This window comes from Desulfovibrio sp. 6_1_46AFAA (genome assembly GCF_000224635.1).
Taxonomy (GTDB): Bacteria; Desulfobacterota; Desulfovibrionia; order Desulfovibrionales; family Desulfovibrionaceae; genus Desulfovibrio; species Desulfovibrio fairfieldensis.
Genome location: NZ_JH114300.1, coordinates 310,434 through 333,292 on the forward strand (window position 1 = coordinate 310,434; position 22,859 = coordinate 333,292).

The window sequence follows — 22,859 nt, forward strand, 5'->3', positions numbered from 1 at the left end:
AGATTATTCGTGCTTGCGCCATTCCTTGCCGGAAAGCGTGGCCAGACACTGGATCAGAGCCTGTGTGCCCAGGCGGCCGTGGCCCTGGGCCTGCATCATGCGGTAGAACTCCTCGGCCAGGGTCACGCCCGGCAGCACCAGACGCATGCGGCGGCATTCCTCCAGGCAGAGGCCCAGATCCTTGATGAAATGGTCGATGAAGAAGCCGGGGGCATAATCGGTCTTGAGCAGGCGGCGGCCCAGCGTGCCCATGGCCGTGCTGCCTGCCGCGCCGGGCACCACCAATTCCAGCCATTGGGCCACATCCAGACCCGCTTCCTGGGCAAAGAGCAGGGATTCGCAAACGCTGAACATCACCCCGGCCACAGCCACCTGATTGGCCAGTTTGGCCTTCTGGCCGGAACCGGCCGGGCCGCAGTGCATCAGGCGCTGGCCCATCTTGGAAAAGCAGGGTTCAACGCGCTCAAAGGCCGCTTTGTCGCCGCCCACGAAAATGGAGAGCCGGGCTTCACGCGCGCCCACGTCGCCGCCGGTCACGGGCGCGTCCAGAGCTGCGCAGCCTTGGGCGGCGGCCGCTTCGGCAATGCGCTGGGCCAGAGCCGGGCTGGAGGTGGTCATGTCGCAGACGATGCCGCCCTTGTTCAGGCCGCGCAACGCACCGTTTTCGCCCAACATGACTTCTTCCACATCCTTGGGAAAACCCACAATGGAAAAAACAATGTCCGAGGCGGCGGCCACGGCGCGCGGACTTTCGGCCCATTGCGCGCCCTGGGCGAGCAGGCTGTCGGCCTTGGCTTTAGTGCGGCTGTAAATGGTCAGCGGCCAGCCGGCCGCCAGCAGATGGCCGGCCATGGACGAACCCATGACGCCGGTGCCGATCCAGCCGATACGCAATTTTTCCGCCATTGTTGTGCTCCTTTGCTACTGGAAACGGCGTTCCAGAATTTCCTTTAGCATGGCCTCACGCGAGAGCGGTTTGTTCTTGCGGAACAAATCCACGTGCTTGCGGAACAAGGCCAGATTGCGGCGCATATTTTCATTAAAGGGATCGTTGCCGCTGAAATCCTTGCCGAGCGATTCCTCGGCGGCGGCCAGGGCGTCCGGCGCAAGCTGCGTGCCGTCTTCCACCTTGCTGCGGTAAAAGGTCAGGGACTTGTCCAGACTGGTGTCCAGCATGGCAAGGCCCCTACCGGCAGTATCCATGATCTGACGCAGTTTTTCAAGGGTCTGCCCTTTAGCGGTCTTGCTGTCGCGTTCCATGCTCTGCAACTGGCTTTGCAGGCTGTTGCGGCGGCTGGCGTAATTGCGGATGGTTTCAATCATATAGACGCCGGTGCGCAGCAGGGATTGGGCCTCCAACTGCTTTTGCCGCTCCAGCATGATGTTGTTTTCCTTGATGGTGTCGCGCAGCTTCTGCAGATTGTTTTTGACCGCCGGATCCTGGGCCAGGGCCAGCATGCGGTCCAGTTCCTCCAGGGGATTGCGGGCCGCCTGCATGCCGGGAGTCATGCTTTCACCGGCCTTGTTCCATTCGGCCAGCAGTTCCTCGGGGCGGTTGCCGCCCGGCGTGTTGATGCCTGAAATTACCGGCCTGAAGCCCAGATCGCGGGCGTGAGCCGGTCCGTCGGCCAGAAAGAAGGGCGTTTCCTCGCGGCGGCCCGGCAGAATTTCCGCATCGCCGGAGAGAAAGGAGCCGCCCTTGCGCACAAAGCCCCCGGCGGAACCGTGCAGGCGTCCGGCCAGAGAAAAGCGGAAGCTGTCCAGCACCATTTCCGCCGCATTGCCCGCCGTATCGTAAAGGCCCAGGGGGTTGGGCTTGCGCGAGCCGATGCGGGCCGTGCTTTCGGGAATATGGGCCGCGCCTTCGGGGCGGTACACAGCGTAATCCCCTTTGCCGTCCCCTTGCGGCAGCGGGAAGAAATCCTCCTGCAAGAGTTGTTGGCTGCCCGCTGTCTGGCCGCCGCGCGCCGCGTATTCCCATTCGGTTTCCGTGGGCAGACGCACAAAACCCACATTGCGGCTGTCCCCGGCGAAGCGGGGCAGGGCGTCCGGCGCGTTTTTCAGCAGCCAGGCCGTGTAGCGGCGGGTGAAGTCCACGGCGTCGTACCAGCTCACGTCGGTCACGGGCCGGGCCGCGTCCGCCGGAAGATTCTGGCTGTCCGGGCAGGAGGCATCCATGACGGCTTGCCATTGCAGATTGGTGACTTCGTATTTGGCGATAAGATAGTAGTAATTCTGCCCCTGCGGGGCCGGCTTGCGCCAGGCGGCGGGCAGATCCTCCAGGGCGAAGGGGCCGGAAAGAGCGGCGTTGTAGCGCCGGTCGTAAAACGCCCGCTCGGCATTGGCGCTGTCGTCCAGGCCGGGGCGCACGGGCATGTCCCAGAGAAAGCCCTTGGCCGGTACGGCCACCAGCTTGAACACCATGCTCAAGCCGCAGGGCATGGGCAGTACGATATCATCGCCAGCAGGCTGCGGATTATAGGCGTCGGTCAGGTTGACGCTGCCTTTACGGGCCAGGGCCGCATCGGCGGGACGGACGCCGCCGAGGATCAGGCCCAGCGCCAGAAGGCAAAGGCAGAGCGGCCGAAGACGGCGCTTTACATCAGACATCGCGGATCACCTCCGAAGGTTCCACGCGCGCGGCGCGCAGGGCTGGCCCCAGGGCTGCCAGCAGGGAAAGCCCGGCCACCGGGGCGAAGGCCAGCAGAAAATGCTCTGGCAGCAGGCGGCAGACCTGCTCCATGCCGTTGAGGCTGGCGGCGAAAAGATGGTTGATGACCGCAGCGGCCACGGCGTAGATGCCCGCAGCCAGGGTCGTGCCCAGCAGGGCGGTGAGCAGAGCCTGCACCAGGGGAAAGAGCATTAGCGCGCCCGTGGCAAAGCCCGTGAGCCGCAACAGACCCAGAATCCGTTCCTTGCGTTTGACTCCGGCCAGGGCGCTGCTGGCTGTGGAGGCCAGAAAACCGGCGGCCGCCGCCGCGCAGATCAGGCCGAAGATCAGATTCAGGGCTTGGGCCAGGGTACTGACCTGCTCAATTTCCTCGGCATGGGTATACACGTCCAGCTTTTGCCGGGCAAAGCCCCGGCGCAAGGCGCTCACCGCCGCCAGGTTGCGGGCGTACAGGCGGAAGCCGGGATACACGCGCGGGCCGTCGGGCCGGGGCTCGCCAGTCCAGCCGTTGCCCGCGCCCAGCTCCGGCACGGCGCGCCCGTCGCGGAAGTCCTCGGTGGCTTCCAGCAGAGGCAGAGGCACATAGGCCACATCCTTCTGCTGGGCCGCCAAAGGCAGCACCGCAACCACCCGCAGGGGCACGCGGGCGCTCTGCACCTGTCCCTGATAGCGGCGTTCCACCCGCCCCAGCAGCGGGTCGCCCTGGCGCACGCCCAGCTTTTCGGCGGCGGTGGCTGAAAGCGCCATGCCGATGGGCGTGAGGGCCGGAGACGCTGCATTGCCGTCCACATTATTCTTTCCCACGGCTGTGGGCATGGCCGGGACGGTCGCATGGTAGCGGGCCAGAAGGGGGTCGCCGGGGGCTGTGGGCTCCAGAGAGGCCAGCAGAGTTTTACGCGCCTGCCCCTCGCCGTGGCTGAGATCCATAGTGGCGGCAATGGAGCGGGTACGCGGCAGCACGAAGCTCACATCCGGGTGCGCGGCCAGGCGGGCCAGGTAGTCGGGCGTATAACGTCCGCTGGTCACTGGCGAGATTTCCAGCGTGCGCGGATCCTCCAACAGGCGGTCCGTAAGGGTCTGGACCACGCCGAACTTGACCCCGTAAAGCACCAGCAGCGGCGTGAGCACGGCGGCCAGTCCCAGCACGGAACAGGTCGACAGCAGGCCTTCATGGGCATAATCTCTGAGCGCCAGCAGGCAGGCGCGGGCGACTGTCCGCATACGCTTACCCCCTCCCGGCTTTATGGCGCACATCGGCCACAACGCCGTCGGGACCGGATTCCACGGCAAAGTGGACCAGGGTGAAACCAACATCCGCCGCCATGTCCGGGGCGTGCGTAACCATGATCATGGTAATGCCCAGTTCCCGCGTCAGATCCGTGAACAGATTCAGCACATTGCGGGCGTGCCAGGGGTCCAGTGCGGCGGTGGGTTCGTCGGCCAGCACCACGCCGGGGCCATGGGCCAGAGCACGGGCGATAGCCACCCGCTGGCGTTCCCCCACGGAAAGCGTGCCCGGATATTGCCCGAGCAGATGGCGGATGCCCAGGCGTTCCACAATGGCATCCACGGCTTCCCCGCGTTGCCTGACAATGCCCAGACTGCGGCAGTGCAGAAGGATGTTTTCCTTGGCGGACAAGAAGGGCAGCAGGCCGCCGGTCTGCAAAACATAGCCCAGGTGGCGCAGGCGCAAGGCCGCCAGGGCATCCGTGCCGCCGCGCCGCCAGGCGGCCAGTACATCCTCACGCCGTTCAGGCGTGGGGGCGAAGGAAAAGCGGACGTTGTCTTGTTCCGCGTCCGCCGCCGGAATATCCGGTCTGAGTATGCAGGCCAGCAGATCCAGAGCCGTGCTTTTGCCGCAGCCGCTGGGCCCGGCCAGGGCGAGCAGGCTGCCGCGCGGCGCGTCAAAGGACGCGAGGCGCAGATGAAAACCCTCATGGCCGGGACGGCGTTTGCTCACGCCGCGCAGCGAAAAGACCAGATCGCCCGTACCTTCCATATTCGTGGTCCGGGCTACGGCAGCATGTTCAAGGGCACGCGGTAGACCCAGTCTCCGGCGTTGGGCTGGCCGAAGCTCTCCCAGTTAGCGCGGTCCCGGTCATATTCCTCGTAACGGGCCAGGCGGGACTTGAGGCGGTTGATGAAGGCCGTCTGCTCGCCGATGCTCATGCGGTACCAGTCCTCCTCGCGCAACAGCATGATGTCGCTCTTGTAGGGCAGGCCGTCCAGGAATTCGGACAACACGCCCAACTCGGCCAGGTTCTTGCCCTGTGTGGGCAGGTTTGGATCGCGGGCCATGCGCGTGGAAGCCGAAAGAATGCCCTGGAAAAAATCGCGTGAGTCGGTCTTCTTGGTGCGTTCGGCATTGTCGATAATGGCCTTGAGCTGCGCGCTGAGGTCGTTGAGCTGATTTTTTGTCAGCAGTACGGCTACTTCCACGCTGGGGCTCTGTTCATGTTTGGCCAGCCTCTTGAGGTCCATATCCGCGATCCAGGAATTGACCACGCTGGGGGCCTGGTTCTCGCGCGCGCGGCCCAGATATTCCAGTTGCATTGCGTACCCCAGGGTGGCGGCCAATTGCTCCGCCCGCTGTTCGGGCGTGGCCTGCTGCGGCGTTTCATCCTTGGGACGGGTCATGATTTTACCGGCGGCCGTATTTTTGACCATGTCCACCATGCCGGTGGCCAGGGCCTTGGCCACGGTCGCGAACTGGCGCGCGCCCTCCGCCGGGGTGGGCGCGGCCACGGCCTGATAGTTGGAGCGGTTGCCGGAAAGTTTGCTCAGGGCACGGTAGCTCTGCTCGGCGTAACCGTGATTTTTGGCTCCGCCGGGGCTTTTGATATGCAGCACCGTAATCCAGATGCCTTTCTGGCGTGCAAAGTCGTTGAGCTCGTTAACGCCCATTGTCACCGAGGCGTATTTATCCCCGTTTTTCAGGGGGCCCGCGTCGGTGATCAGGAGGATCAGACGCGAGGAATAATCGCCCCAGTTCAGGGCTTCCACGGCCTTGTACACCCCGGCCAGAGAGTCTTCGTTAAAGTCGTGGCTGGAAACCGTGGCCTCCCGCACCTGGGCCAGTTTGTCCTCCAGACTCTTGCGGTTTTTGGCCGTAGCGAAGTCGCTGACCACTTTGGACACATATTCCAGGCCGGGCGTGGCTGTGGTGCTGCTGCGAAACGCGACCACCGCGAAGCCCACATTGTCGGCCATCTTGTCCGTTTCAATCTTGTCGTAGATCTGGCGGACTACGTTGAGGCTCTGCTCAATATAGGGCTTCATGGAAATGGATGTGTCGATGACCAGGGCTATGCCGGTTTTGGGCGGCCCGTTTTTGCCGCCGTTCTTGTTTTTCGCATAGTCGCCGGGGTCAATGGAGGCCACGCGCAGGAATTTTACTCCGTCAAAGGGATCCTGCATGGCCAGAATGGGCATGAGATAAAAACGCTTTTCCGAAACGGCCCCCTGACTTCCCTCAGGTTCGCTGGCCACAATGGGCAGGTCGGCGGGAACCGTCCCCCCCTTGGCGGCCTGCGTCGCGGCGGACAGCAGTGTACCCAGCCGTTTCTCCATGTCGGCGGCCGAGCAGAGGGCATTGAGATCCTGCTCGGTTTTGAAAAAGAGCACCGGGTCGCGTCCCGTGCGCGGGGTGAACAGCAGGGTCAGGGACTGGTTCCAGTCCGTGGCTTTGGCCGCCTCCAGCCATCCGGCAGGCTGGGTGGTGGAGGGACCCACCTGCAACCATGCGTCCTTGCGGGCATAGACATAGAGCACGGTAAAGGGGACGACCGCTTCCTGCAGCACCTTGGCGTCGGCCTTGGGCTCTGCCAGCAGTTTGGCCCCCGGATGGCTGACCACCCGCTGGAAAAGGCTTTTTTTGCCCTGTTGCAGCAACGGGCTGACGGAAACCGGAGACGGTTCGGCCTGAACCGCCATGGCGGCCAGACTCAGACACAAGGCCGCAAGCAGCGCCGACCACAGACGGACGGACATACGCATTATTTTCTCCCGGCGCGCCGTGTGGGCACGCTCTACTTCCAGTTTTGCAGCAAACTTCGGGCCTCGGCATTGCCCTTGTCCGCTTCGGTCTGCGCATGGACGCGCAGGGCGTCCAGAGCTTTGGCCGCTTCGGCCTGGCCTTTTTGCCTAGCCTGTTCATACCAGTGTTTGGCCTGTCCCATGTCCACGGGAATGCTGCCGCGCGGCAAGGAGCTGACTGGGTCATAAAATTGCCCCACCAGCAGCATGGCCTCGGCATTGCCCTTCTGGGCCGCGTCTTCCAACAGCAGAAAGGCCGCGTCGCTTTCTTCCGCTCCGGCTCCGGCCTTGCGCATGGGTTTGGCCAGGGCCAGACTCATTTCAGGCCGGGCTTCGCCGCGCAATTGTTCGCGGGCGGCGGCCAAGGGAGATTGATTTGCGGATGCGGCGGGTGCTGTCTGGTTCTGGGCCGCCGTGGGGGCTGACGGCAGAGGCGGTTTTTCCGGCGCGCGCAGCATAAACCACCACACAGCGACGCCTGCCACCAGCACAAGCAGCGCAAGGCCGACCAGCAGGCCGCCCTTACCGCTTTTTCCCTCTCCCGGTTCCCGGGCCATCCGCAAGGGAGGCTCCGTAACAACAGGCTCCGGTTCGGGGGCTTCCACTGCGGGCTCTGTTTCCGGCACGGCCTGCAAAGGCTCGGTCGGCGGCGCATAGACGCCCACGCCCTGGCCGCCGCTGATATGCGAATAAACCAGATTCTGAACCACCAGTACACAGGCCCCCGCGCCGGTCAGGCTGATGCGGTAGGCGTCCAGATTGTCCATCTCATCGACCACGGCCGGGCCCACGGCCAGGCGCAGGCTGCCGCCGTCATTGTCCCAGGCGTCGGGCGTGAGCGCCGTTTCGCTTTCCTGCCAGCCGCCGCTGGAAAGGGTTTTGCCGTCCGAGCCCCGGCGCAGCACGAAAGCGGGGGCGAACACATTGCCCGCGTCGCGGATTTCAATAATGCCGTAACCGGGACCGCGCGAAGGGTCCGCTGTGATTGTGGCGCGCATGCGCTATTCCTTGAACGCCCGCAAAATATCACGCAGGCGGTTGTTTTGTTCCGGGTTGACGGTCTGTCGGCCGTCAAAGTCCACATTGGCCGTCACGCTGTAGGCCAGGGCCCGCAGCCAGTCCGTATACCAGAGGCGGTCATAGGGCGATTCTTCTTCCGCGATATGCGGCTCACCCGTGATGACCGGCGGCGGATTGAACAGGCTGACGCTTTTGCCGCCGAACAAAACTGTACGCGCCGCCTGATCCTTGAAGCGCGGGTCAAAGCCCAGCCAGTCCACAAAGGCGTTGATAGCGTCGGCTGCCAGGCTGACCTGCTTCCAGACCAGACGTTCGCGGGCCATATTGCTGTAGGCGGAACTTCGCCGCAGTTCGGTTTCCAGGTTTTCGCGCAGCTTGCAGCGTGCGGCGGCCGTGATCAGTTCGTGGCAGAACTGGTCCAGCTCCTTGGCGGGCAGGCCGAAATAGTTGCGGGCCTCCGCATCACCGGCCAGATCGCGCAGCCGCCCGATCCAGTGCTCCAGCGCCAGATTGGCGAAAACGGCGGCCGTGTCACGGGCGCGGTCCTCTTCTTGTATTGCGGATGCCGCCGGTACTGCCTGGGCGTCGCCGAAAATGTCGCCCAGAATGTCGTCGGCGGAAACCCGCGCGCCTACCACCGGCGCGGGCGCGACGGAAGCCGTCCCCTGCTTCGGGCTTTGTCCGGCCCGGAAGCAGATTTCATAGAGGTCAAAGTCCCGCACCTGCAGGGCGCGCAGAAATTCGCCGAAAAGCTGCTTCTCCGCCAACCGGGCCAGCAAGGCCACAAGGGTGCGCGAAAGCTGTTCCTGCCGACGGCGCAATTCCTCGCGGTCGTCGCTTTTATAAAAGGGGGTGAGCTTGGTCAGGACCTGCTCGCGTTTTTCGTCCAGGCTGACCGTGATCTGGCGGCGTTTGAGCTCGGGATTGCAGAGCGGACGCAGTCTCTCGCGCAGCAGGGCCACGCCGCCGTCATTGAGGGTCATGGCCGCCTGCCAGACAATTTCCGGCTCGGCCACATGGCGCTGGACCAGGGGCGACTGCAAAAAGGCCTGACGCACCTCTTCCACGTACAGTGTCTGTTCCGGGCGGATGCCGCTCTCCTTGTCGCCGTCAAAGCTGAAAATGGCTTCGCTGCGGAAATTGGGATTGCGCAGCAGAAAGACATTATTGAAAGGATGGCTGCCGTCCCAGTTTTCCGGCCAGTCGTGCTGTTTGCCGAAGAAGTCCAGAAGGGAGGATTGCAGGCGCGTGGTCCAGCGCGTTTCCACGGAGGGCGTGCCCTTTTTCTTTTCAAACTCCATGTCCATCTTGGTCAGCACAAAGAAGAGAGCCGGAGCCTTGCCCGCGCGGTGGGCCGGGTTTTCGCCGTGGGTGGAGCAGATCCATTCGTACACGGCGCGGGGCAGGTCCTGTACCTCCTGATTGCCGGGTCCGATGCAGAGCAGCATGCTGGTGAGTTCCTTTTCCTCGCAGTAACGCTCGAAAAGGTAGGCCACCTTGCCGCGCAGAAAGAGGTTTTCCAGCGTGCCTGGTCGTTCCAGCTCCTGATTGAGATTTTCGAGTTTCAGGCGCGAACGGTAGCCGGGGAAGTCCAGCAGGTCGGTGTGGTCAAAGAAGTCGTCCGGCTTTTCGCGCATGTGGATAGTGATTTCAGCGGTCAGGGCCGTGACCACCGCGCGCGGCAGAGAGGCCTTGCGACCCTCGGCCCCCAAAATCGTCAGCATGTCCGTGGCGGGTTCGCTGAGTCCGTGCAGCAGGGCCACGTCGATGATGCTGGTCTTGCGCGGAATCAGGGCCTCAATGGGACATCCTGCTTCCGCCGGATTGCCCAGATCGCGTAGCGCGCCGCAGAGTTGCAGATAGAGGCTCTGAAATTGCGGCACATTGTCCCAGATCAGGCCCAGCAGTTGCGCCCTGTCTTCCAGGCCCAGGCGCGGAGCCAGTTCCACAGCCCGCAGCCAGAATCCTTTTTGCAGCATCTGTACGCGCGGCCGGGAACTGAAATTTTTGTTAATGTAATCCCTTAAGTCTTCCAGGTCATCGCCGCTCAGCGCGCCCGCGCTGACAGGAGATTGAGCGGCGCGGACTTCCAGGGCGTCCAGGGCCGCTGTCAGGGCTTCGGGCTGCGGGGCTTCCTTGTGTTCGCAATCGGCGTAATAGGTGTTGGCCAGCACGCGGGCCACGTCCGTCTCCGTAAGCAGACGCAGGCGGATGGGAAAACCTTCGCTCAAACCTTCGGGCGGCGTTGTGGTGAAGCGGGTCACTAGGCCGGTGGATTCCTTGCCGCCCTCGGGATTGATCTGGGTGATGAAATCATAGGACTTGCCCCCGAAGTCCGCCAGCAAGGAGCCTTTGGCATCGCGGGCCAGAGCCGAAATAAGATAAGATTTGCCGGACTGGCTGGGACCAAAAACGCCCACGCACATTTTGCGGCGCGCGGCCTGCTCGCATTTGTGAAAAAAGCGGGCGGCATGACGCATGTCCTTTTGCAGGGCCGCGCATTCGTTGCCCACCAGTTCGCAATTGCCCTGAAGCCAAGCCACGGCCTGGCGGGATTCCTTTGCCAGATCGCGACAAAGCCGGGCCAGATCGGTATCCTGCTGCTGCATGGTCATCCTCGTTTAGCCGGCGTCGGTCACAATGCCGGTATCCAGCCAGTAGCCTTCGTCCAGTTTCAGGGTTTGCAGACGGATTTCCAGATCGCGGCGGTCCACGCTGCGGCCCTGGTTGTCCGTAATGGCATCAATGCTGAATTCGCCTTCGCTGCGGCGTTCCTTGTCGTCGTCCGTGCGCGGGGCGTCATCCCAGACGTCCTCCACGCGCAGGCGTACTTCCACCGTGTAGGGCAACCGCCCGGAAGCGCGGGAGCGGGCCTCCTCGCTGGCAAAAGCCAGCAAGTGGTAACGCGTGGTGGGCCAGCGTTCGGCGTCCAGCTGGCGGTAGCCGATGGACAGCGGGCCGCTGAAAGCCACCTGGCGGCTCTGTTCCGTGCCGTCCTTGCTTTCCACATCCACCTCAAACCAGACCTTGGGACGTTTGAGCTGGCTGTTGATGTCCATCTCGCCGATATAACGGGCTGTGGATGTCAGGCGCAACGCGCCGGAATCAAAGGAAAAGCCCTCCAAATGGCCGTCGGCCAGGGCGCAGAGAATGGCCCCCACCACAACCGTGGTTTTGGGGTCCGTGATTCGGCCCAGGGCGTCGGCAAAAGGATACCAGCTGCCCACATGATACTGGCGCATGGGAATGATCCTGTCCGGCGGCACGGGCAGCTTGGCGAGCACCGGCGCGATGACGCCCTGCCAGGCGCTGGGGCGTCCCGTGAGCAGAAGCACATCGCTGTCGTACAAATGGACCAATTCGCAGAGCGCGGACAGGGTGGGACCCAGGGTGGCGCGGATAGTGGCGTCCACCGCGCGCGGGCGGACCTGAATGGGCACGTCGAGAATATTAAAGTTTTGGATGAAGGGCGCCGCGCGGCGCACCAGGTGATCCACGGCACGCAAAATGGCGGCCTGAGGCCGGGGAGCGCGTACGGCCGGAGTGAAGCCGCCGCCTTCTTCGTCGTCCGTGGAAGGAGCGGTGGTGGCCGCGGCCAAAGGATCCGGCTCAAAAAAGTCGCCCAGAACGCAGCTGTAACTGTCGTCCCGCATGTCCGGATTCTCGCAGGCGGCCAGCAGGCCCAGAGCAACGGGCACGGCGATCTGGCGCACCAGGCGTACGCGGGTATTGCGTTCCTCCTGGGACATGCCGATGGCGTCGCGTCCGAACAGCTGGCCCAGCAGTCCGCGCGGTTCCGCCAGGCCCTGCTTGACCAGAGCTTCGCCGATGGCCGGGATGACGTGATTTGCCGCAACTTCACGTAAAACTTCATCACCCGCGATGTTAAAGCCGTCGCGGAATTCCGTATGCGGCACGATACGGGCCGTGTCGCCCTCGCCGCTGGCCAGCTCATAGGTGGTAATGGAGAGATCCGTGGTGCCGCCGCCGATGTCGATGGAGGCAATGCGTACGCAGGGATGATTGCCGTAGGCGGCGCGCGGTTTGCCCATCAGCCGGAAAAGATGGTGGGCGTCGCCGTGCTGTTTGACGGCCAGCTCATTGTAGAGCAGGACCAGCTGCGAACAACTGGCTTCGTCCCAGTCGCAACGCACCTGCGGGCTCAGGCGGTAATCGCCGCTCTGGCCTTTGTTCTGTTGCTGGGGCAGATACCATTGGCCCCAGCCCAGGGCGTCCCAGATCACCCGCACAGCCCAGAGCACCCAGCGGCGGAAAATGCGTTTTTCCGCCACGGGCATGGCCGTGGGTACGGTGAAAATCAGCCGCCGCAGCCGCCGGGGCAGATTGGGCAGTTCCCGCCGTGCCCGGGTGGCCGGGGAATTGATGGTCACCAGGGCCTGGGTGAGGATCTCGCCCATCATAAAGAGCATCAGTGACGAACGGGTGAACAGGGACTCAAAAATGGGTTCGGCCTGTTGTTTTTGCAGGGCAGGGCTTTTCTTGAACAGCGGATCGTCAAAGCAGGCCAGGGGCGTGCCTTGGGGATTGAGCTGGCGGGCGAACAGCCCGCGGCTGACCATGGGCTCGGCCTTGCCGCCGGTGTTGTAGCGCCAGCTCTGCTGCCAGGGGCGCTCGTCCCAGAGATAGCGTTTGGGGCTGGACATGCCGGTGGTGCCTTCAGCGCAGACGGCCTGGGTTGCCAGGCGCGCGGCCTCCGGCCCGATACGCACGGCCGCAGGCCAGGCAAAGGCCGGGCTCTGGCGGCCCGAACGCCGGGAAAGGGCGTCGTTGCCGAAAGCCGCGTCCACAAATTCGACGCGGGTTTCAAAGGGCTCGGCGTAGATCCGGTCGGGCTGGCTGAGATCACGCAATTCCAGCAGATAACTGTCATTGAGATTAGTGACGCGCTGGGGCAGGGTTTCCACCAGTATGCCCGTGGTGCGGGAATTGCCGATATCCAGAATCAGGTCCACATCCACCGGTGTGTCGCGGTCCGGATTGATGACCTGGGCGGCCAAATCGTCGAGAGCCAGGCGCACCACTTCCAGCCAAGTCAGATAGCTGGCCAGGTGTTCAAGAACATAGGGCGTTTCCTCCTGCCAGGAGCCGCGCCCGTGGTGTTTGCCCTGTCGCCAGGCGCTGTAAATGCCGGAAAGCCATTCATCCACCCAGGCAGCGTTGAGGAACCAGGAATTGTCGCGCACCTGACAGGCCAGCATGAAATGTCCGTGGGCCGCCACGTCCTGCGGCGAAAGGGCGTAATATTCCTCGCCTTCGGCGGGACGCGGCTCCACGTTGGTGTCAAAAGCCAGTACGACGCGCAACCGGCCGGGATGCTGCTCCGAACGCATGATTCTGGCCCGCGCCCAGTTGGAGGGGCCGCATTCAAAGCGCCTGCCGCCGTCGGGCCAAAGCTGGTCCAGGGTGCGCAGAAAGGGAATGGGCAGCCACTGTCCTTCCCAGACGTCCAGGGCGCGGCGGGCGTCCATGTCGTAGTCGTAGTCGCAGGGCTGGCCGGTCAACTGGTCCACAAAGCCGTTTTCCGTTTCCACCAGGCAACGCAGATAGTGGGTATAGCGGCCCCCGGCGTCGCCCTCCTGCTTTTTTTCCTCGCGGAAATAGCGGCGCAGGCGGTGGATGGCTTCCTCCGGGAGGGCGAAATCCAGAAACTGCGGGCAGCCGCCGGGAATGATGCTGACGGGCGAGAGATAACGGGGAATGGCGTCCATGCTTATTTCCTTCTGAAACGGGCGTCCCACTTATGGCGGGCCCCGCCCAGTTCATTGCCTTTGCACTGGGTGCTGCTTTCACTGCCCGTGCACTCCACTTTCTGGGGCACATAGGTGCCGCCGCGCGGGCAACGGGCCGGATCGGAATCAAAGAGCAGGCGGTTGCCCTGGAAGCGCGCGCTGGCCGAACCGCTGCAGACCTGTCCATTGCGTTCGCGCACGAAACGGCGGCCCTTGCCGTTCTTGTCAAAGCAGTATTCGGCAATGATCGGCTCGTTGGAAGGATGCGAATACAAGCCCGTCTCACTGGTCCAGCAGCCTTCTAGGAAGGTGAGGTCGTTCTTTTTGGCCGCATCGCTGGGGATGTTCAGGTCCTCGTTCTTTTTGGGCGCTGGCCTGGGGGCAGGAGGTTCGGGCTTGGGCTCCTGCTTTTGGGGCTTTTCCTGTTTGGGCTTCTCAACCTTGGGTTTTTCCGGCTCCGGCGGGGTTTCACCCAGGAAGGGTTCCACCACTTCCGGTTCCTTTTTAGGTTCTTTGACCGGTTTTTCCGGTTCCTTCGCCGCCACCGGCGGGATCACGGGCTTACAGAGGGCTGCGCGTTCCTGCAATTGCTGCCAGAGTCGGGCCAGCTCGTCGTCCAGTTGAGCGGCACGGCTTTTTTCGGTTTCCAGAGCCGCTGTGTCCGTTCTGAAGCAAGAGGCCGGAAGAGGCGAGGGCAGAATGCCCAGAGCCGCCAGCAGCAACCAGAGCAGAAGCAGGAGCAAAAGCAGGGGCAACAACCAGGGCAGGCAGCCGCTTCGGCTCGGGGGCGGCGGAGGCGTGGGGGCGGCCATTGGCGCGGGGGGCGGTACGGCCCCCAGGCGGGAAAGATCCTGGGGCTGGGCGCCCACGGCTCCGGGCGCGAAACCCCAGTTGATCAGGACCGGTTTGCCGCCCACGGACCAGAGGTCATCTTCTGTCGGGTGCTGCAGGGCCAGTTGCAGCAATTGGCCTGAAAGAGCCTGCCGGGCCTGGGCCTCGGCGGTCAGGGACCGGGAAAGGTTCAGGATATCCTTGGCGAGGCCGCCGGCTTCGGCGCGCAGGGCCTGGGCCTCGGCTTCAGGCAGTTCTTTGACGGGCCGTGCCTCTCCCTGGCCTGCGGCATACCAGTCCACATTACGGCCTTCCGCGTCGTGCTGGGGTTCGGCCAGCAGGGCCGCGTGCTCCGGCCCCAGTTTCTGAAGCAGGATGGCCCGCATCTGGGCATAGCAATCCGTGGCGAAAATACCCTGGCTGGCAAGGGCCCGCATCTGACCGCGCAGGCTGACGGCAATCCGGGCGCTCATGGCTTGCCTCCCCCGGCGGCTTTGGCGGCCGGAGCGGCGGGCGGGGCCGCCAGACTGAATGGAATCCCCACGGAACGCAGGTAGTCGGCCAGGCTGGCGCTGACGATAGCCAGGCTGGACTGGCGGTAGGATTCGTCGTCCAGTTTGATGAAAGTATTGATGCCCGCCACCTCGCCTTTGTCGTTGACCAGCGGGCCGCCGCTGTTGCCTTGGGAAACCGTGGCCGTGTGCACGATGAGCGGCGGATCGCGTTGCAGGATCACGCTCACCGAGCCGTCGGTATAAACGACTTCCGGCGCGGCGGCGGCATTGCCCTGCAAGAGGGCCGCGAACTTGGGATCATCCACGGTGACCGCGCCGGGGAAGCCCCAGGCGCTGACCCGTTCGGTGCGCTTGATGTCGGCGGCCAGCTTGAGCGGCGTGATCGAGGGCGCGCCCTGCACCTGGAGCACGGCGAAATCGCGCCCGCCGGACTGGGTGGTGCGCAGAACCTTGGCGGTCAGCAGGCCCCTGGTGGCTTTGTTGGTGACAATGGCCTGGGTGGCGTCGCCCACCACATGGGCATTGGTTACAATGTAGCCGGGAGCCACAAAAAAGCCGGAGCCCATGGAGAGCCCTTCCTTTCTCTGGGCCAGCACCAGTACCGTGCCCTGCTCCAGAAGTTCAGCCACGCTGGTCGGCGGGGCGGGCGTCGAGGCCTGCGGCTGGACAGCCGGAGGCGACGCGGGCGTTGCCACAGGAGCTTCAGGCCTGGCGGCCGGAGAAGGGGAGGGAGTAGACAGCGGCGGCCAGACCACGCCCGGCGGCGGGCTGAGCCTGTTCAGCTCGCGCTGAATATCGCAGGGGTCTTTTTCAAGCAGCAAGCGCAGTTGCCGCAAAAAAGCCTCGCGCGCCTCGTTGTTGTGCCGGGCTTCCGCTGTTTGTTTTTCCAGGGCTGCACGTCGGGCTTCCGCGGCCTGCCATTCCTTCCGGAGCAGCCAGGTCGCCAGCAGCAGGAGGCACAGAAAAAGCAGCAGACCCCAGAACCAGGGCCGCCGATACCAGGGAATCGCCACGGGGGGCGTCCGGGGCGCGACGTTTTCCACCGGAGGGGGGGGCGTACCGGCGGGGGAGCCGGAAGTCTTATTTTCGCCGTCTGTCATGCGCAAGCTCCGCTTTCACAAGCTGCCCGGCAGGGCAAAACGCGTCCCGCCCCGCAACAGAAACGCCGTGCGGGGCGGGCGCGGGTCAGATCAAGAGATTGTCCACTGTCTGCTGATAGGCGTTCAGGCGCGAGTCCACATCCTGTCGCGTGCTTTCCAGCTCTTCGCGGGAGGTCTTCCACTGTTCGGCCTGGGCCGTGACGTTGCTCTGGCTCGGGGCCGGAGCCGGTCGCGCGGTCGCGCGCTTGCCGCTTTTGGCCGTGCTGGCGCGCTTGGCTGAGGCCGGTTCGGCGGCGGTGTATTGTTCGGCCAGAGCCCGCTGATATTCGCTGTCCTTCTGGGCCATGGTCGTGGCCGTGCTGTTCAGGATGAAGGACGTCTCCTCCAGGCCGCTGCGGATCTCATTGTAGCGGTCCTGAAAGTCCAGCCGGGTGATCTGTCCGGCCTTGAGCTGATTGGCCGCCAGCTGAAACTGTTCGTCATAACACTTGGCCGCCACCTTGGCCGCCGCCGTGGCGCGGTTCATGCTGGCCGCTTCGGAACCCAGCTGGCGCGAATAGGCCTGAAGATAGGCTGCGTCCCGGTCCCGGGCCTGGGATTTGCCGTAAATGTTGCCGGCCACCGCGCCGGACACGCCGCCCACGGCCGCACCGGCCACCGCGCCTTCCACTTTGCCGGTAGCCAGGCCGCCGATCAGCGCGCCCAGCAAAGCGCCCCCGGCCGCGCCGACGGCGGTGCTGGTGCCAGTGCTGTTCTCATCCTGCCGCAACTGGGCCACGGGCTGGTAGCACTGCGGATAATAGTTGACCTTGGTTTTTTGCGCGCCGTACTGGCTGGCGCAGCCGGTGAGCAGCAGGCTGCCCGCCAGAAGCAGAGCCAAGCCCGGAAGAAAAACGCGGTGTTGCATGGGACGGCCTCCTCGGATGCGGTTATGAAATACCCACGTATTTTTGCATTTTACTGCAAAGCAATGGTAAACGGCAAGCGGCAATCCTCTGTCGCGCCAACCGACCCAGAGCCTGGTTCAGGCGCGTCGGAGCGCTCTTGATTTGCTTTTGGCACCTCACTGGTGTATGCATACATAGTTCCCATCGTTTTTCCACCCGTGGCGCACGGCGGTCGCATTGGACGCGGCCCGCCTGTCTGACGGGTCAACCCTGTTCAAGGAGTATCCCCAGATGAAAAAAGTTTTCAGCCTTGTTCTGGCCGGCGCTTTGATTCTGGCCGCCGCCACGGCTTTTGCCGATGCCAAACGCCTGACCCTGGCCACCGGCGGCACCTCCGGGGTCTACTTCCCCCTGGGCGGTGCCATCGGTCAGGTGCTCACCTCCAAAAGCAACGGGGCTCTGGCCATCACCGCGCAGGCCACGGGCGCCTCGGGCGAAAATATGCGCCTGGTGGAGGCCGGCGACGTGGATTTCGCCATCGTGCAGAACGACGTGGCTGACTCCGCCTTCAACGGCAAGGCCCCTTTCCGTACCAAGCTCGAGGACGTGCGCGCCATTGCCCGTCTCTATCCTGAATACCTGCACGTGGTCGCCAGTAAGGACAGCGGCGTGACCAAGCTGGAAGACTTCAAGGGCAAGAAGGTTTCCGTGGGCGCGCGCGGCAGCGGCAATGAAGTGAACTGCCGCCAGATCTTCGGCTTCTACGGCCTGGACTACAAGAACGTGGAGCCCATCTTTTTGCCCTACGGCGAAACCGCCGACCAGTTCAAGGACCGCCAGCTGGACGGCTTCGTCTTTACCATCGGCACCCCGAATCCGGCCATCCAGGACATCACCACGGCCCAGGAAGTGGTTTTCGTGCCGCTGGACGGGGCCAAGGCCGATGAAATCGTGGCCAAGTTCCCCTATCTGGTAAAGGACGCCATCCCGGCCAAGACCTACAAAGGCCAGGAAAATGCCGTGCCCACGCTTTCGGTGCAGGCCATTCTGGTGGCCAACAAGAATATGCCCGACGACGTGGCCTACGCCCTGACCAAGACCCTGTTTGAAAATCTGGGCGACGTTGCCAAGGCCCACAACAAGGGCGCGGAAATCTCTCTGCAGCATGCGGCTGACGGCGTGACCATTCCCTTCCACCCCGGCGCGGCCAAGTACCTCAAGGAAAAAGGCGCGTTGAAGTAAAACCTTGGGGCGAGGGGCTTTCCCTCGCCCTGTTTCGTTTCAGAGCTATTTCAAAGTGGAATTGCGTTGACGGCTGTGCGAGTGGACACCCGCTCAAACGAAAAATGCCGTAGACGATGACGGCCGGGCGGGGGCAGGGCTTCCGCCCGACGCGGCCTGCGGGCGGAATGGACATGCCGAAATTTTTTTTGTACATGCCGACAGCTTTGCTGTGTCTCTGCACACTGCTCTGGGCAGGGGCAGCGCGGGCGGCTTCCCCGGACGGAACGGACGGCGACCTGGTGCTGAAGAATGCTGACGGTGTTGTGCTCTTTTCCTGTCCGGCGCGGGAAGGACTGAGCTTCGGCATTCGTTACATCCATTCCGTGGCCAAAAGCCCGGTGGAAGACTGGTTCCGCGTCAGTCATCAGACAATTTTTCTGGAAAAAACGGTTTATCAGGATTTCGGGGCGGGCCTGCCGCACACTCCGGGGCCGGGGCAGACCATGTCCACCGGCGACGGGCACATTGTAATCAGCGGTTATCACAAGGCGCTGCCTTCTTTTGATGTGCGCGTGGGGCGCATTGCGCGGCATACGCTGCTGTTGCCGCGGGAGGGCGCGGCTGAAGGAAAATCCGCGCGCGGCATGACGCGCGAGATTCCCTTGGCGGAACTGGCGCCGCCGGGCAGTGCCGTTACCTTTACGCTGGTTCCGCGCGTCCGCGCGGGGGCTGCAATCCGGTAAGCGGAACGGTCGCCGCCCCGGCGCATGACAACGTTTAGTTTTGAGGCAGGTAAGGATGAGCCATAAAGAGCGGATGAAGGTTATCGAACAGGAGGGGTCCGGCGGTTTTGCCTTGGAAGAGGCCGAAAAGCTGGATTCCGCGACGGTGGAAAAGGTTCAGGACACCGTCGACGTTTCCGAAATCGTAGCCAAGTATGATAAGGAATCAGCCTATCGTACGTTCAGGGGCGGCCTGGAAGTTTTTATCCGCGTGCTCTGTATCGCCCTTTCCGGATTCCATCTTTTTACAGCGGCCACCGGCGCGTACCCGCCGCAAATCCAGCGCGCCGTGCACCTGGGCTTTGTGCTGGTGCTGATCTATCTGCTGTATCCGGCGCGGGCCACAGGCAGCAAGCATAAGCTCGCCTGGTACGACGTGTTGCTGGCCGCTGCCGGAGCGGCGGTCTGCGGCTATATCGTCTGGAATTACGACGTGATCGTGCTGGATGCCGGGCCGCCCACCGAGATGGACTTCATTTTCGGCTGTGCCTCCATTCTGCTGGTGTTGGAAGCCACGCGGCGCATCGTGGGGCTGCCCATCACCCTGGTTGCCGTCTGCTTTCTGCTCTACGCCAAGTTCGGCAACCTGATTCCCGGCATGATGGGCCATCCCGGCTTCTCAATGAAGCGTATCGTGGCCCATATGTATCTGACCACGGAAGGCCTGTTCGGCATGCCGCTGGGCGTTTCAGCTTCCTTTGTCTTTCTGTTTATTCTGTTCGGCGCGTTTCTGCACAGTACGGGCCTGGGCAAGTTTTTCATTGACCTGGCCCTGGCAGCCGCCGGACGCTTTGTGGGCGGCCCGGCCAAGGTGGCCGTGCTGGCGAGCGGCTTTTTCGGCACCATTTCCGGTTCTTCCGTGGCGAATACCGTGTCCACGGGCACCTTCACCATCCCTCTGATGAAAAGCGTGGGCTACCGGGGAGCTTTTGCCGGTGCGGTGGAAGCGGCTTCCTCCACGGGCGGCCAGATCATGCCCCCGATCATGGGCGCGGCTGCCTTCATCATGGCCCAGTTTCTGGGCGTGGGCTATGTGGAAATTGCCAAGGCCGCGCTGATCCCGGCCCTGTTGTATTATCTGGCCGTGGGCTTCATGGTCCATATGGAAGCCAAGCGCCTGGGCCTCAAGGGCATTCCCAAGGAACGCCTGCCGCGCGCATGGTTCGTACTGCGCCAGGGCGGCTATCTGCTCATTCCCATTTTCGTGCTCATCTATCTGCTTATTCAGGGCTATACGCCGCTCAAATCGGCTTATTACTGCATTTTGGCGACCGTGATCATTTCCCTGGTGGCCAATAACTGGAAGGCCTGGGCCGGAGCCGGTTCCAGCGGCATGAAGGTCGGGCACGCCCTTGCGCAGTGTAACCGCCAGGCCGGAAAGGACATCCTGCAAGCCATGGAGAACGGCGGTCGTCTGGCCTTGGGCGTGGCCGCGGCCTGCGCCTGCACGGGCTTTGTCATCGGCGTGGTGACGCTCACCGGCGTGGGGCTCAAGCTGGCTAACGCCATTCTGACCCTTTCCGCCGGCAGCTTTGCCCTGACGCTCTTCTTCACCATGCTGGCCTCCATTGTGCTGGGCATGGGCCTGCCCACCACTGCCAAGTACATCGTGCTGGCCACCATTGCGGCCCCGGCCATCCAGACTTTCGGCGTGCCCATGCTGGCCGCGCATCTCTTCATCATGTACTTCGGCATCCTGGCCGACCTGACTCCGCCGGTGGCCTTGGCCGCGTATGCGGCAGCGGGCATTGCCCGGTCGGAACCCAACGCCACGGGCTTTATGGCCGTTAAGCTGGCTCTGGCGGGTTTTTTGATTCCCTATATCTTCTGCTACAATCCGGGCCTGCTGATGATCGGCGCCAGCAATACGGAGATTGTTTTCATCGTCTGCACCGCGGCTGTGGGCATTGCCTCACTTTCCTTCGCGAGTGTGGGCTACTGGCTGCGCAACCTTTATCTCTGGGAACGCTTGGTGCTGGTGGCCGCGGCCATTACGCTGATCACCCCGGGACTGGTTACGGATATCATCGGCCTTAGCTTGATGGCGGCGGTCTATGTCTTGCAGAAGGTATTCAAGGAAGGGCCCCGGCATCCGGAAGCGGTCGCGGCGTAAGTCCGGCTTTGCGTCGAGTGGCTGATCGAGGCGACGGACGGGTTCTGAGATAGTAGGCACAAAACTGCTCGCTGATCGCGAGGCACGGATCAAACAAAGGGCGCGGCATCACTGATGATGCCGCGCCCTTTGTTTGATCAAAACGAGAGGTCGGGTTTTATCGGCGTGCGTGCTCAGGCGCTTGCCGCGGGCCAGAAAGAGGAGGCCTTGCGGCCTTCTCTGTCCACGGCCCATCCCAGTAGCCAGCCGGCCAGGGAGAAGGCGAAACCCACAAAGAAAGGCGGAATCAGCGCGGCCTGTTCCCAGAGCAGGGGGGTCAGCGCGAAACTTTTATGCGCCAGCAGATACCAGAGCATGCAGCTGGTGAAGCCCGCCACGCAGCTTATCCAGGCAGCCAGGGAGCTGCGCTTGCCGAAGCGCACCAGGGCCACGTAGGCCACCAGAACAGTGGCGCCCACGATGCTCCAGCTGGTGGTGCAGAGCAGGGCGATGAGCTGGCCCTTGATCTGGGCGCAGCCCCCGGACAGCAGCACGCAGAAGGCGATGCCCAGCAGCCACATGGAGCGCGAGGCCTTGCGCCCCGGCAGATCCTCGGCAATGGCCGAGACGGCGATATGAAAGATGGCCGTGGCCGTGGAAAGCGAGGCCGAGACAATAGCCAGCACAAAAATCTGCAGGCCCACATTGGGCAGCAGCATTTTGACCAGAGTGGGCATTACGTCATCCGGTGAGGCCACTTCCGGCAGGATCAGGCGGGAAAGCGAGGCCACGAAGTAGGCTCCGCCCACCAGCACGGTAAGCACCAGCATGGCCAGCGGCGTGATTTTATTGACCTGCTTCGCCGAATTCAGGGCGAAATGGCGCTGGATCATCTGCGGCTGGGCCCAGACGGCAATGGAGGTCACCACCACCAGGGAAATGATGAACCAGCCTTGTTCGCCGCTGGACAGGGCCAGGAATCCTTCATTGGCCTGGGCCGTGGGAGCCAGCTGGGCCAGATCGGCAATGCCCTGGATGGGGCCGCCTACTTTACTGAACACGGCCCAGACCAGCATGCAGATGCCCAGCAGCATAACAAGGCCTTGCATGGCTTCGGTGTAGAGCACGCCGCGCAGCCCGCCCACAAAGACGGCGAAGCCCACCAGCAGGGCCACCAGCCAGATCAGGGACCAGAGCGGCAGCGGCAGAATCTGGGCCAGCAACAGGGCCGCGCCCTTGATGACCGCCGAAGCATAGACGCCCAGAAAGACCGCGAAGAGCAGAGCCAGCGCTTTGCCCAGAAACGGGCTTTTGTGCCCTTTTGCCAGGAGCTGGGTGGGAGTGCGGGCCTGGAGGTTGCGCTGGCAGACCCGGGTGGGCCAAGCCAGAAAACGGTATACGATCCAGGTGCCCAGCCAGACGTTGCCTGCGGCCACCAGGAGCATTTGCAGGCCGTAGGCATAGGCCAGACCGCCGAAGCCCACCAGAGCCACTGCAGAAATGTAGGTCGCCACGTAGGCAAAGGCCTGAATGCCGAAGCCCACGCGACCCGAAGTCAGGGCGTCATGCCCTTGGCCTTTGCGGGCCAGCCAGACAAAAACAGCGATGTAGGCGATCCATATCAGGGCATCGAGCAGCATGGTCAGCTCCGGCGGCGGACCTGGCGGCCCAGGCCGACCAGGGCCAGCAGCAACGACCCGGCCAGAGAGAGAATGGCTATGCACACGGCGGTATCGGCCAGCAAAAGCGTGGAGAGAGTATCCATGGAGCCTCCTTCAGGCATAAAAAAACCGCCGACCCCATTGGTCGGCGGTATATACCATCTTTGCATGCTGTCTGAAAAAAACGGCGACGCAACCGAACCGGGGTCAGTGGCTGACTCTGGCGACGTAATATCGAAAAAATCGAAACGTCATGGCTGCGTTCATGCCTCAACCCTTATCCTCCACCGG

Annotated in this window: 16 protein-coding genes; 3 read left to right on the forward strand and 13 right to left on the reverse strand. The window is 63.2% G+C overall.

Going from position 1 to position 22,859, the window contains the following annotated elements:
• Positions 1–3: 3 nt before the first annotated feature.
• The 11 genes from HMPREF1022_RS01245 to HMPREF1022_RS01295 form a co-directional block, all read right to left on the reverse strand.
• On the reverse strand, positions 4–906 hold the full coding sequence (locus HMPREF1022_RS01245) for an NAD(P)-dependent oxidoreductase (protein ID WP_009301539.1): 903 nt from the start codon (positions 904–906) through the stop codon (positions 4–6).
• 15 nt (positions 907–921) lie between these two features.
• Positions 922–2,610, reverse strand: coding sequence for a formylglycine-generating enzyme family protein (locus HMPREF1022_RS01250; RefSeq protein WP_009301540.1), 1,689 nt, complete (start codon positions 2,608–2,610; stop codon positions 922–924).
• Positions 2,603–3,892: an FtsX-like permease family protein gene (locus HMPREF1022_RS01255; protein ID WP_009301541.1), complete on the reverse strand. Its 1,290-nt coding sequence runs from the start codon at positions 3,890–3,892 to the stop codon at positions 2,603–2,605. The genes HMPREF1022_RS01250 and HMPREF1022_RS01255 overlap by 8 nt, the downstream gene beginning before the upstream one ends.
• 4 nt (positions 3,893–3,896) lie before the next feature.
• Complete coding sequence (locus tag HMPREF1022_RS01260; protein ID WP_009301542.1) at positions 3,897–4,670, reverse strand: ABC transporter ATP-binding protein; 774 nt, start codon at positions 4,668–4,670, stop codon at positions 3,897–3,899.
• A 14-nt stretch (positions 4,671–4,684) separates the two neighbouring features.
• Positions 4,685–6,667, reverse strand: a complete 1,983-nt coding sequence (locus tag HMPREF1022_RS01265; RefSeq protein WP_009301543.1) for a vWA domain-containing protein — start codon at positions 6,665–6,667, stop codon at positions 4,685–4,687.
• Positions 6,668–6,699: 32 nt separating this feature from the next.
• Positions 6,700–7,704: a sel1 repeat family protein gene (locus tag HMPREF1022_RS01270; RefSeq protein ID WP_009301544.1), complete on the reverse strand. Its 1,005-nt coding sequence runs from the start codon at positions 7,702–7,704 to the stop codon at positions 6,700–6,702.
• A 3-nt stretch (positions 7,705–7,707) separates the two neighbouring features.
• Positions 7,708–10,335: a virulence factor SrfC family protein gene (locus HMPREF1022_RS01275; protein ID WP_009301545.1), complete on the reverse strand. Its 2,628-nt coding sequence runs from the start codon at positions 10,333–10,335 to the stop codon at positions 7,708–7,710.
• Positions 10,336–10,347: 12 nt separating this feature from the next.
• Entirely contained in the window at positions 10,348–13,455 is a 3,108-nt protein-coding gene (locus HMPREF1022_RS01280; protein WP_008683852.1) for a virulence factor SrfB, read from the reverse strand.
• A gap of 2 nt (positions 13,456–13,457) precedes the next feature.
• Positions 13,458–14,780: an SrfA family protein gene (locus tag HMPREF1022_RS01285; RefSeq protein ID WP_009301546.1), complete on the reverse strand. Its 1,323-nt coding sequence runs from the start codon at positions 14,778–14,780 to the stop codon at positions 13,458–13,460.
• Positions 14,777–15,922 (reverse strand): S1C family serine protease, encoded by a 1,146-nt coding sequence (locus tag HMPREF1022_RS01290; RefSeq protein WP_009301547.1) that lies wholly within the window; start codon positions 15,920–15,922, stop codon positions 14,777–14,779. The genes HMPREF1022_RS01285 and HMPREF1022_RS01290 overlap by 4 nt, the downstream gene beginning before the upstream one ends.
• An 85-nt stretch (positions 15,923–16,007) precedes the next feature.
• Entirely contained in the window at positions 16,008–16,829 is an 822-nt protein-coding gene (locus HMPREF1022_RS01295) for a YMGG-like glycine zipper-containing protein (protein ID WP_009301548.1), read from the reverse strand.
• Between the two features lie 271 nt (positions 16,830–17,100).
• Here HMPREF1022_RS01295 and HMPREF1022_RS01300 point away from each other — a divergent pair, with 271 nt between their 5' ends.
• From HMPREF1022_RS01300 to HMPREF1022_RS01310, 3 genes are all read left to right on the forward strand, one after another.
• A complete protein-coding gene (locus HMPREF1022_RS01300) occupies positions 17,101–18,051 on the forward strand; it encodes a TAXI family TRAP transporter solute-binding subunit (protein WP_009301549.1) in 951 nt (316 codons plus the stop codon).
• A gap of 173 nt (positions 18,052–18,224) precedes the next feature.
• A complete protein-coding gene (locus HMPREF1022_RS01305) occupies positions 18,225–18,776 on the forward strand; it encodes a DUF1850 domain-containing protein (RefSeq protein ID WP_009301550.1) in 552 nt (183 codons plus the stop codon).
• A 55-nt stretch (positions 18,777–18,831) separates the two neighbouring features.
• Complete coding sequence (locus tag HMPREF1022_RS01310) at positions 18,832–20,928, forward strand: TRAP transporter permease (RefSeq protein ID WP_009301551.1); 2,097 nt, start codon at positions 18,832–18,834, stop codon at positions 20,926–20,928.
• A 173-nt stretch (positions 20,929–21,101) separates the two neighbouring features.
• Here HMPREF1022_RS01310 and HMPREF1022_RS01315 read toward each other — a convergent pair whose 3' ends face one another.
• Positions 21,102–22,547, reverse strand: coding sequence for a sodium:solute symporter family protein (locus tag HMPREF1022_RS01315; protein WP_009301552.1), 1,446 nt, complete (start codon positions 22,545–22,547; stop codon positions 21,102–21,104).
• A 2-nt stretch (positions 22,548–22,549) separates the two neighbouring features.
• On the reverse strand, positions 22,550–22,672 hold the full coding sequence (locus tag HMPREF1022_RS19045) for a hypothetical protein (protein ID WP_009301553.1): 123 nt from the start codon (positions 22,670–22,672) through the stop codon (positions 22,550–22,552).
• Between the last annotated feature and the right edge of the window lie 187 nt (positions 22,673–22,859).

Bases quoted from the DNA above. Each gene is read 5' to 3' on its own strand.
- HMPREF1022_RS01245 (WP_009301539.1), bottom strand. From the start codon at position 906: ATGGCGGAAAAATTGCGTATCGGCTGGATCGGCACCGGCGTCATGGGT.
- HMPREF1022_RS01250 (WP_009301540.1), bottom strand. From the start codon at position 2,610: ATGTCTGATGTAAAGCGCCGTCTTCGGCCGCTCTGCCTTTGCCTTCTG.
- HMPREF1022_RS01255 (WP_009301541.1), bottom strand. From the start codon at position 3,892: ATGCGGACAGTCGCCCGCGCCTGCCTGCTGGCGCTCAGAGATTATGCC.
- HMPREF1022_RS01260 (WP_009301542.1), bottom strand. From the start codon at position 4,670: ATGGAAGGTACGGGCGATCTGGTCTTTTCGCTGCGCGGCGTGAGCAAA.
- HMPREF1022_RS01265 (WP_009301543.1), bottom strand. From the start codon at position 6,667: ATGCGTATGTCCGTCCGTCTGTGGTCGGCGCTGCTTGCGGCCTTGTGT.
- HMPREF1022_RS01270 (WP_009301544.1), bottom strand. From the start codon at position 7,704: ATGCGCGCCACAATCACAGCGGACCCTTCGCGCGGTCCCGGTTACGGC.
- HMPREF1022_RS01275 (WP_009301545.1), bottom strand. From the start codon at position 10,335: ATGCAGCAGCAGGATACCGATCTGGCCCGGCTTTGTCGCGATCTGGCA.
- HMPREF1022_RS01280 (WP_008683852.1), bottom strand. From the start codon at position 13,455: ATGGACGCCATTCCCCGTTATCTCTCGCCCGTCAGCATCATTCCCGGC.
- HMPREF1022_RS01285 (WP_009301546.1), bottom strand. From the start codon at position 14,780: ATGAGCGCCCGGATTGCCGTCAGCCTGCGCGGTCAGATGCGGGCCCTT.
- HMPREF1022_RS01290 (WP_009301547.1), bottom strand. From the start codon at position 15,922: ATGACAGACGGCGAAAATAAGACTTCCGGCTCCCCCGCCGGTACGCCC.
- HMPREF1022_RS01295 (WP_009301548.1), bottom strand. From the start codon at position 16,829: ATGCAACACCGCGTTTTTCTTCCGGGCTTGGCTCTGCTTCTGGCGGGC.
- HMPREF1022_RS01300 (WP_009301549.1), top strand. From the start codon at position 17,101: ATGAAAAAAGTTTTCAGCCTTGTTCTGGCCGGCGCTTTGATTCTGGCC.
- HMPREF1022_RS01305 (WP_009301550.1), top strand. From the start codon at position 18,225: ATGCCGAAATTTTTTTTGTACATGCCGACAGCTTTGCTGTGTCTCTGC.
- HMPREF1022_RS01310 (WP_009301551.1), top strand. From the start codon at position 18,832: ATGAGCCATAAAGAGCGGATGAAGGTTATCGAACAGGAGGGGTCCGGC.
- HMPREF1022_RS01315 (WP_009301552.1), bottom strand. From the start codon at position 22,547: ATGCTGCTCGATGCCCTGATATGGATCGCCTACATCGCTGTTTTTGTC.
- HMPREF1022_RS19045 (WP_009301553.1), bottom strand. From the start codon at position 22,672: ATGGATACTCTCTCCACGCTTTTGCTGGCCGATACCGCCGTGTGCATA.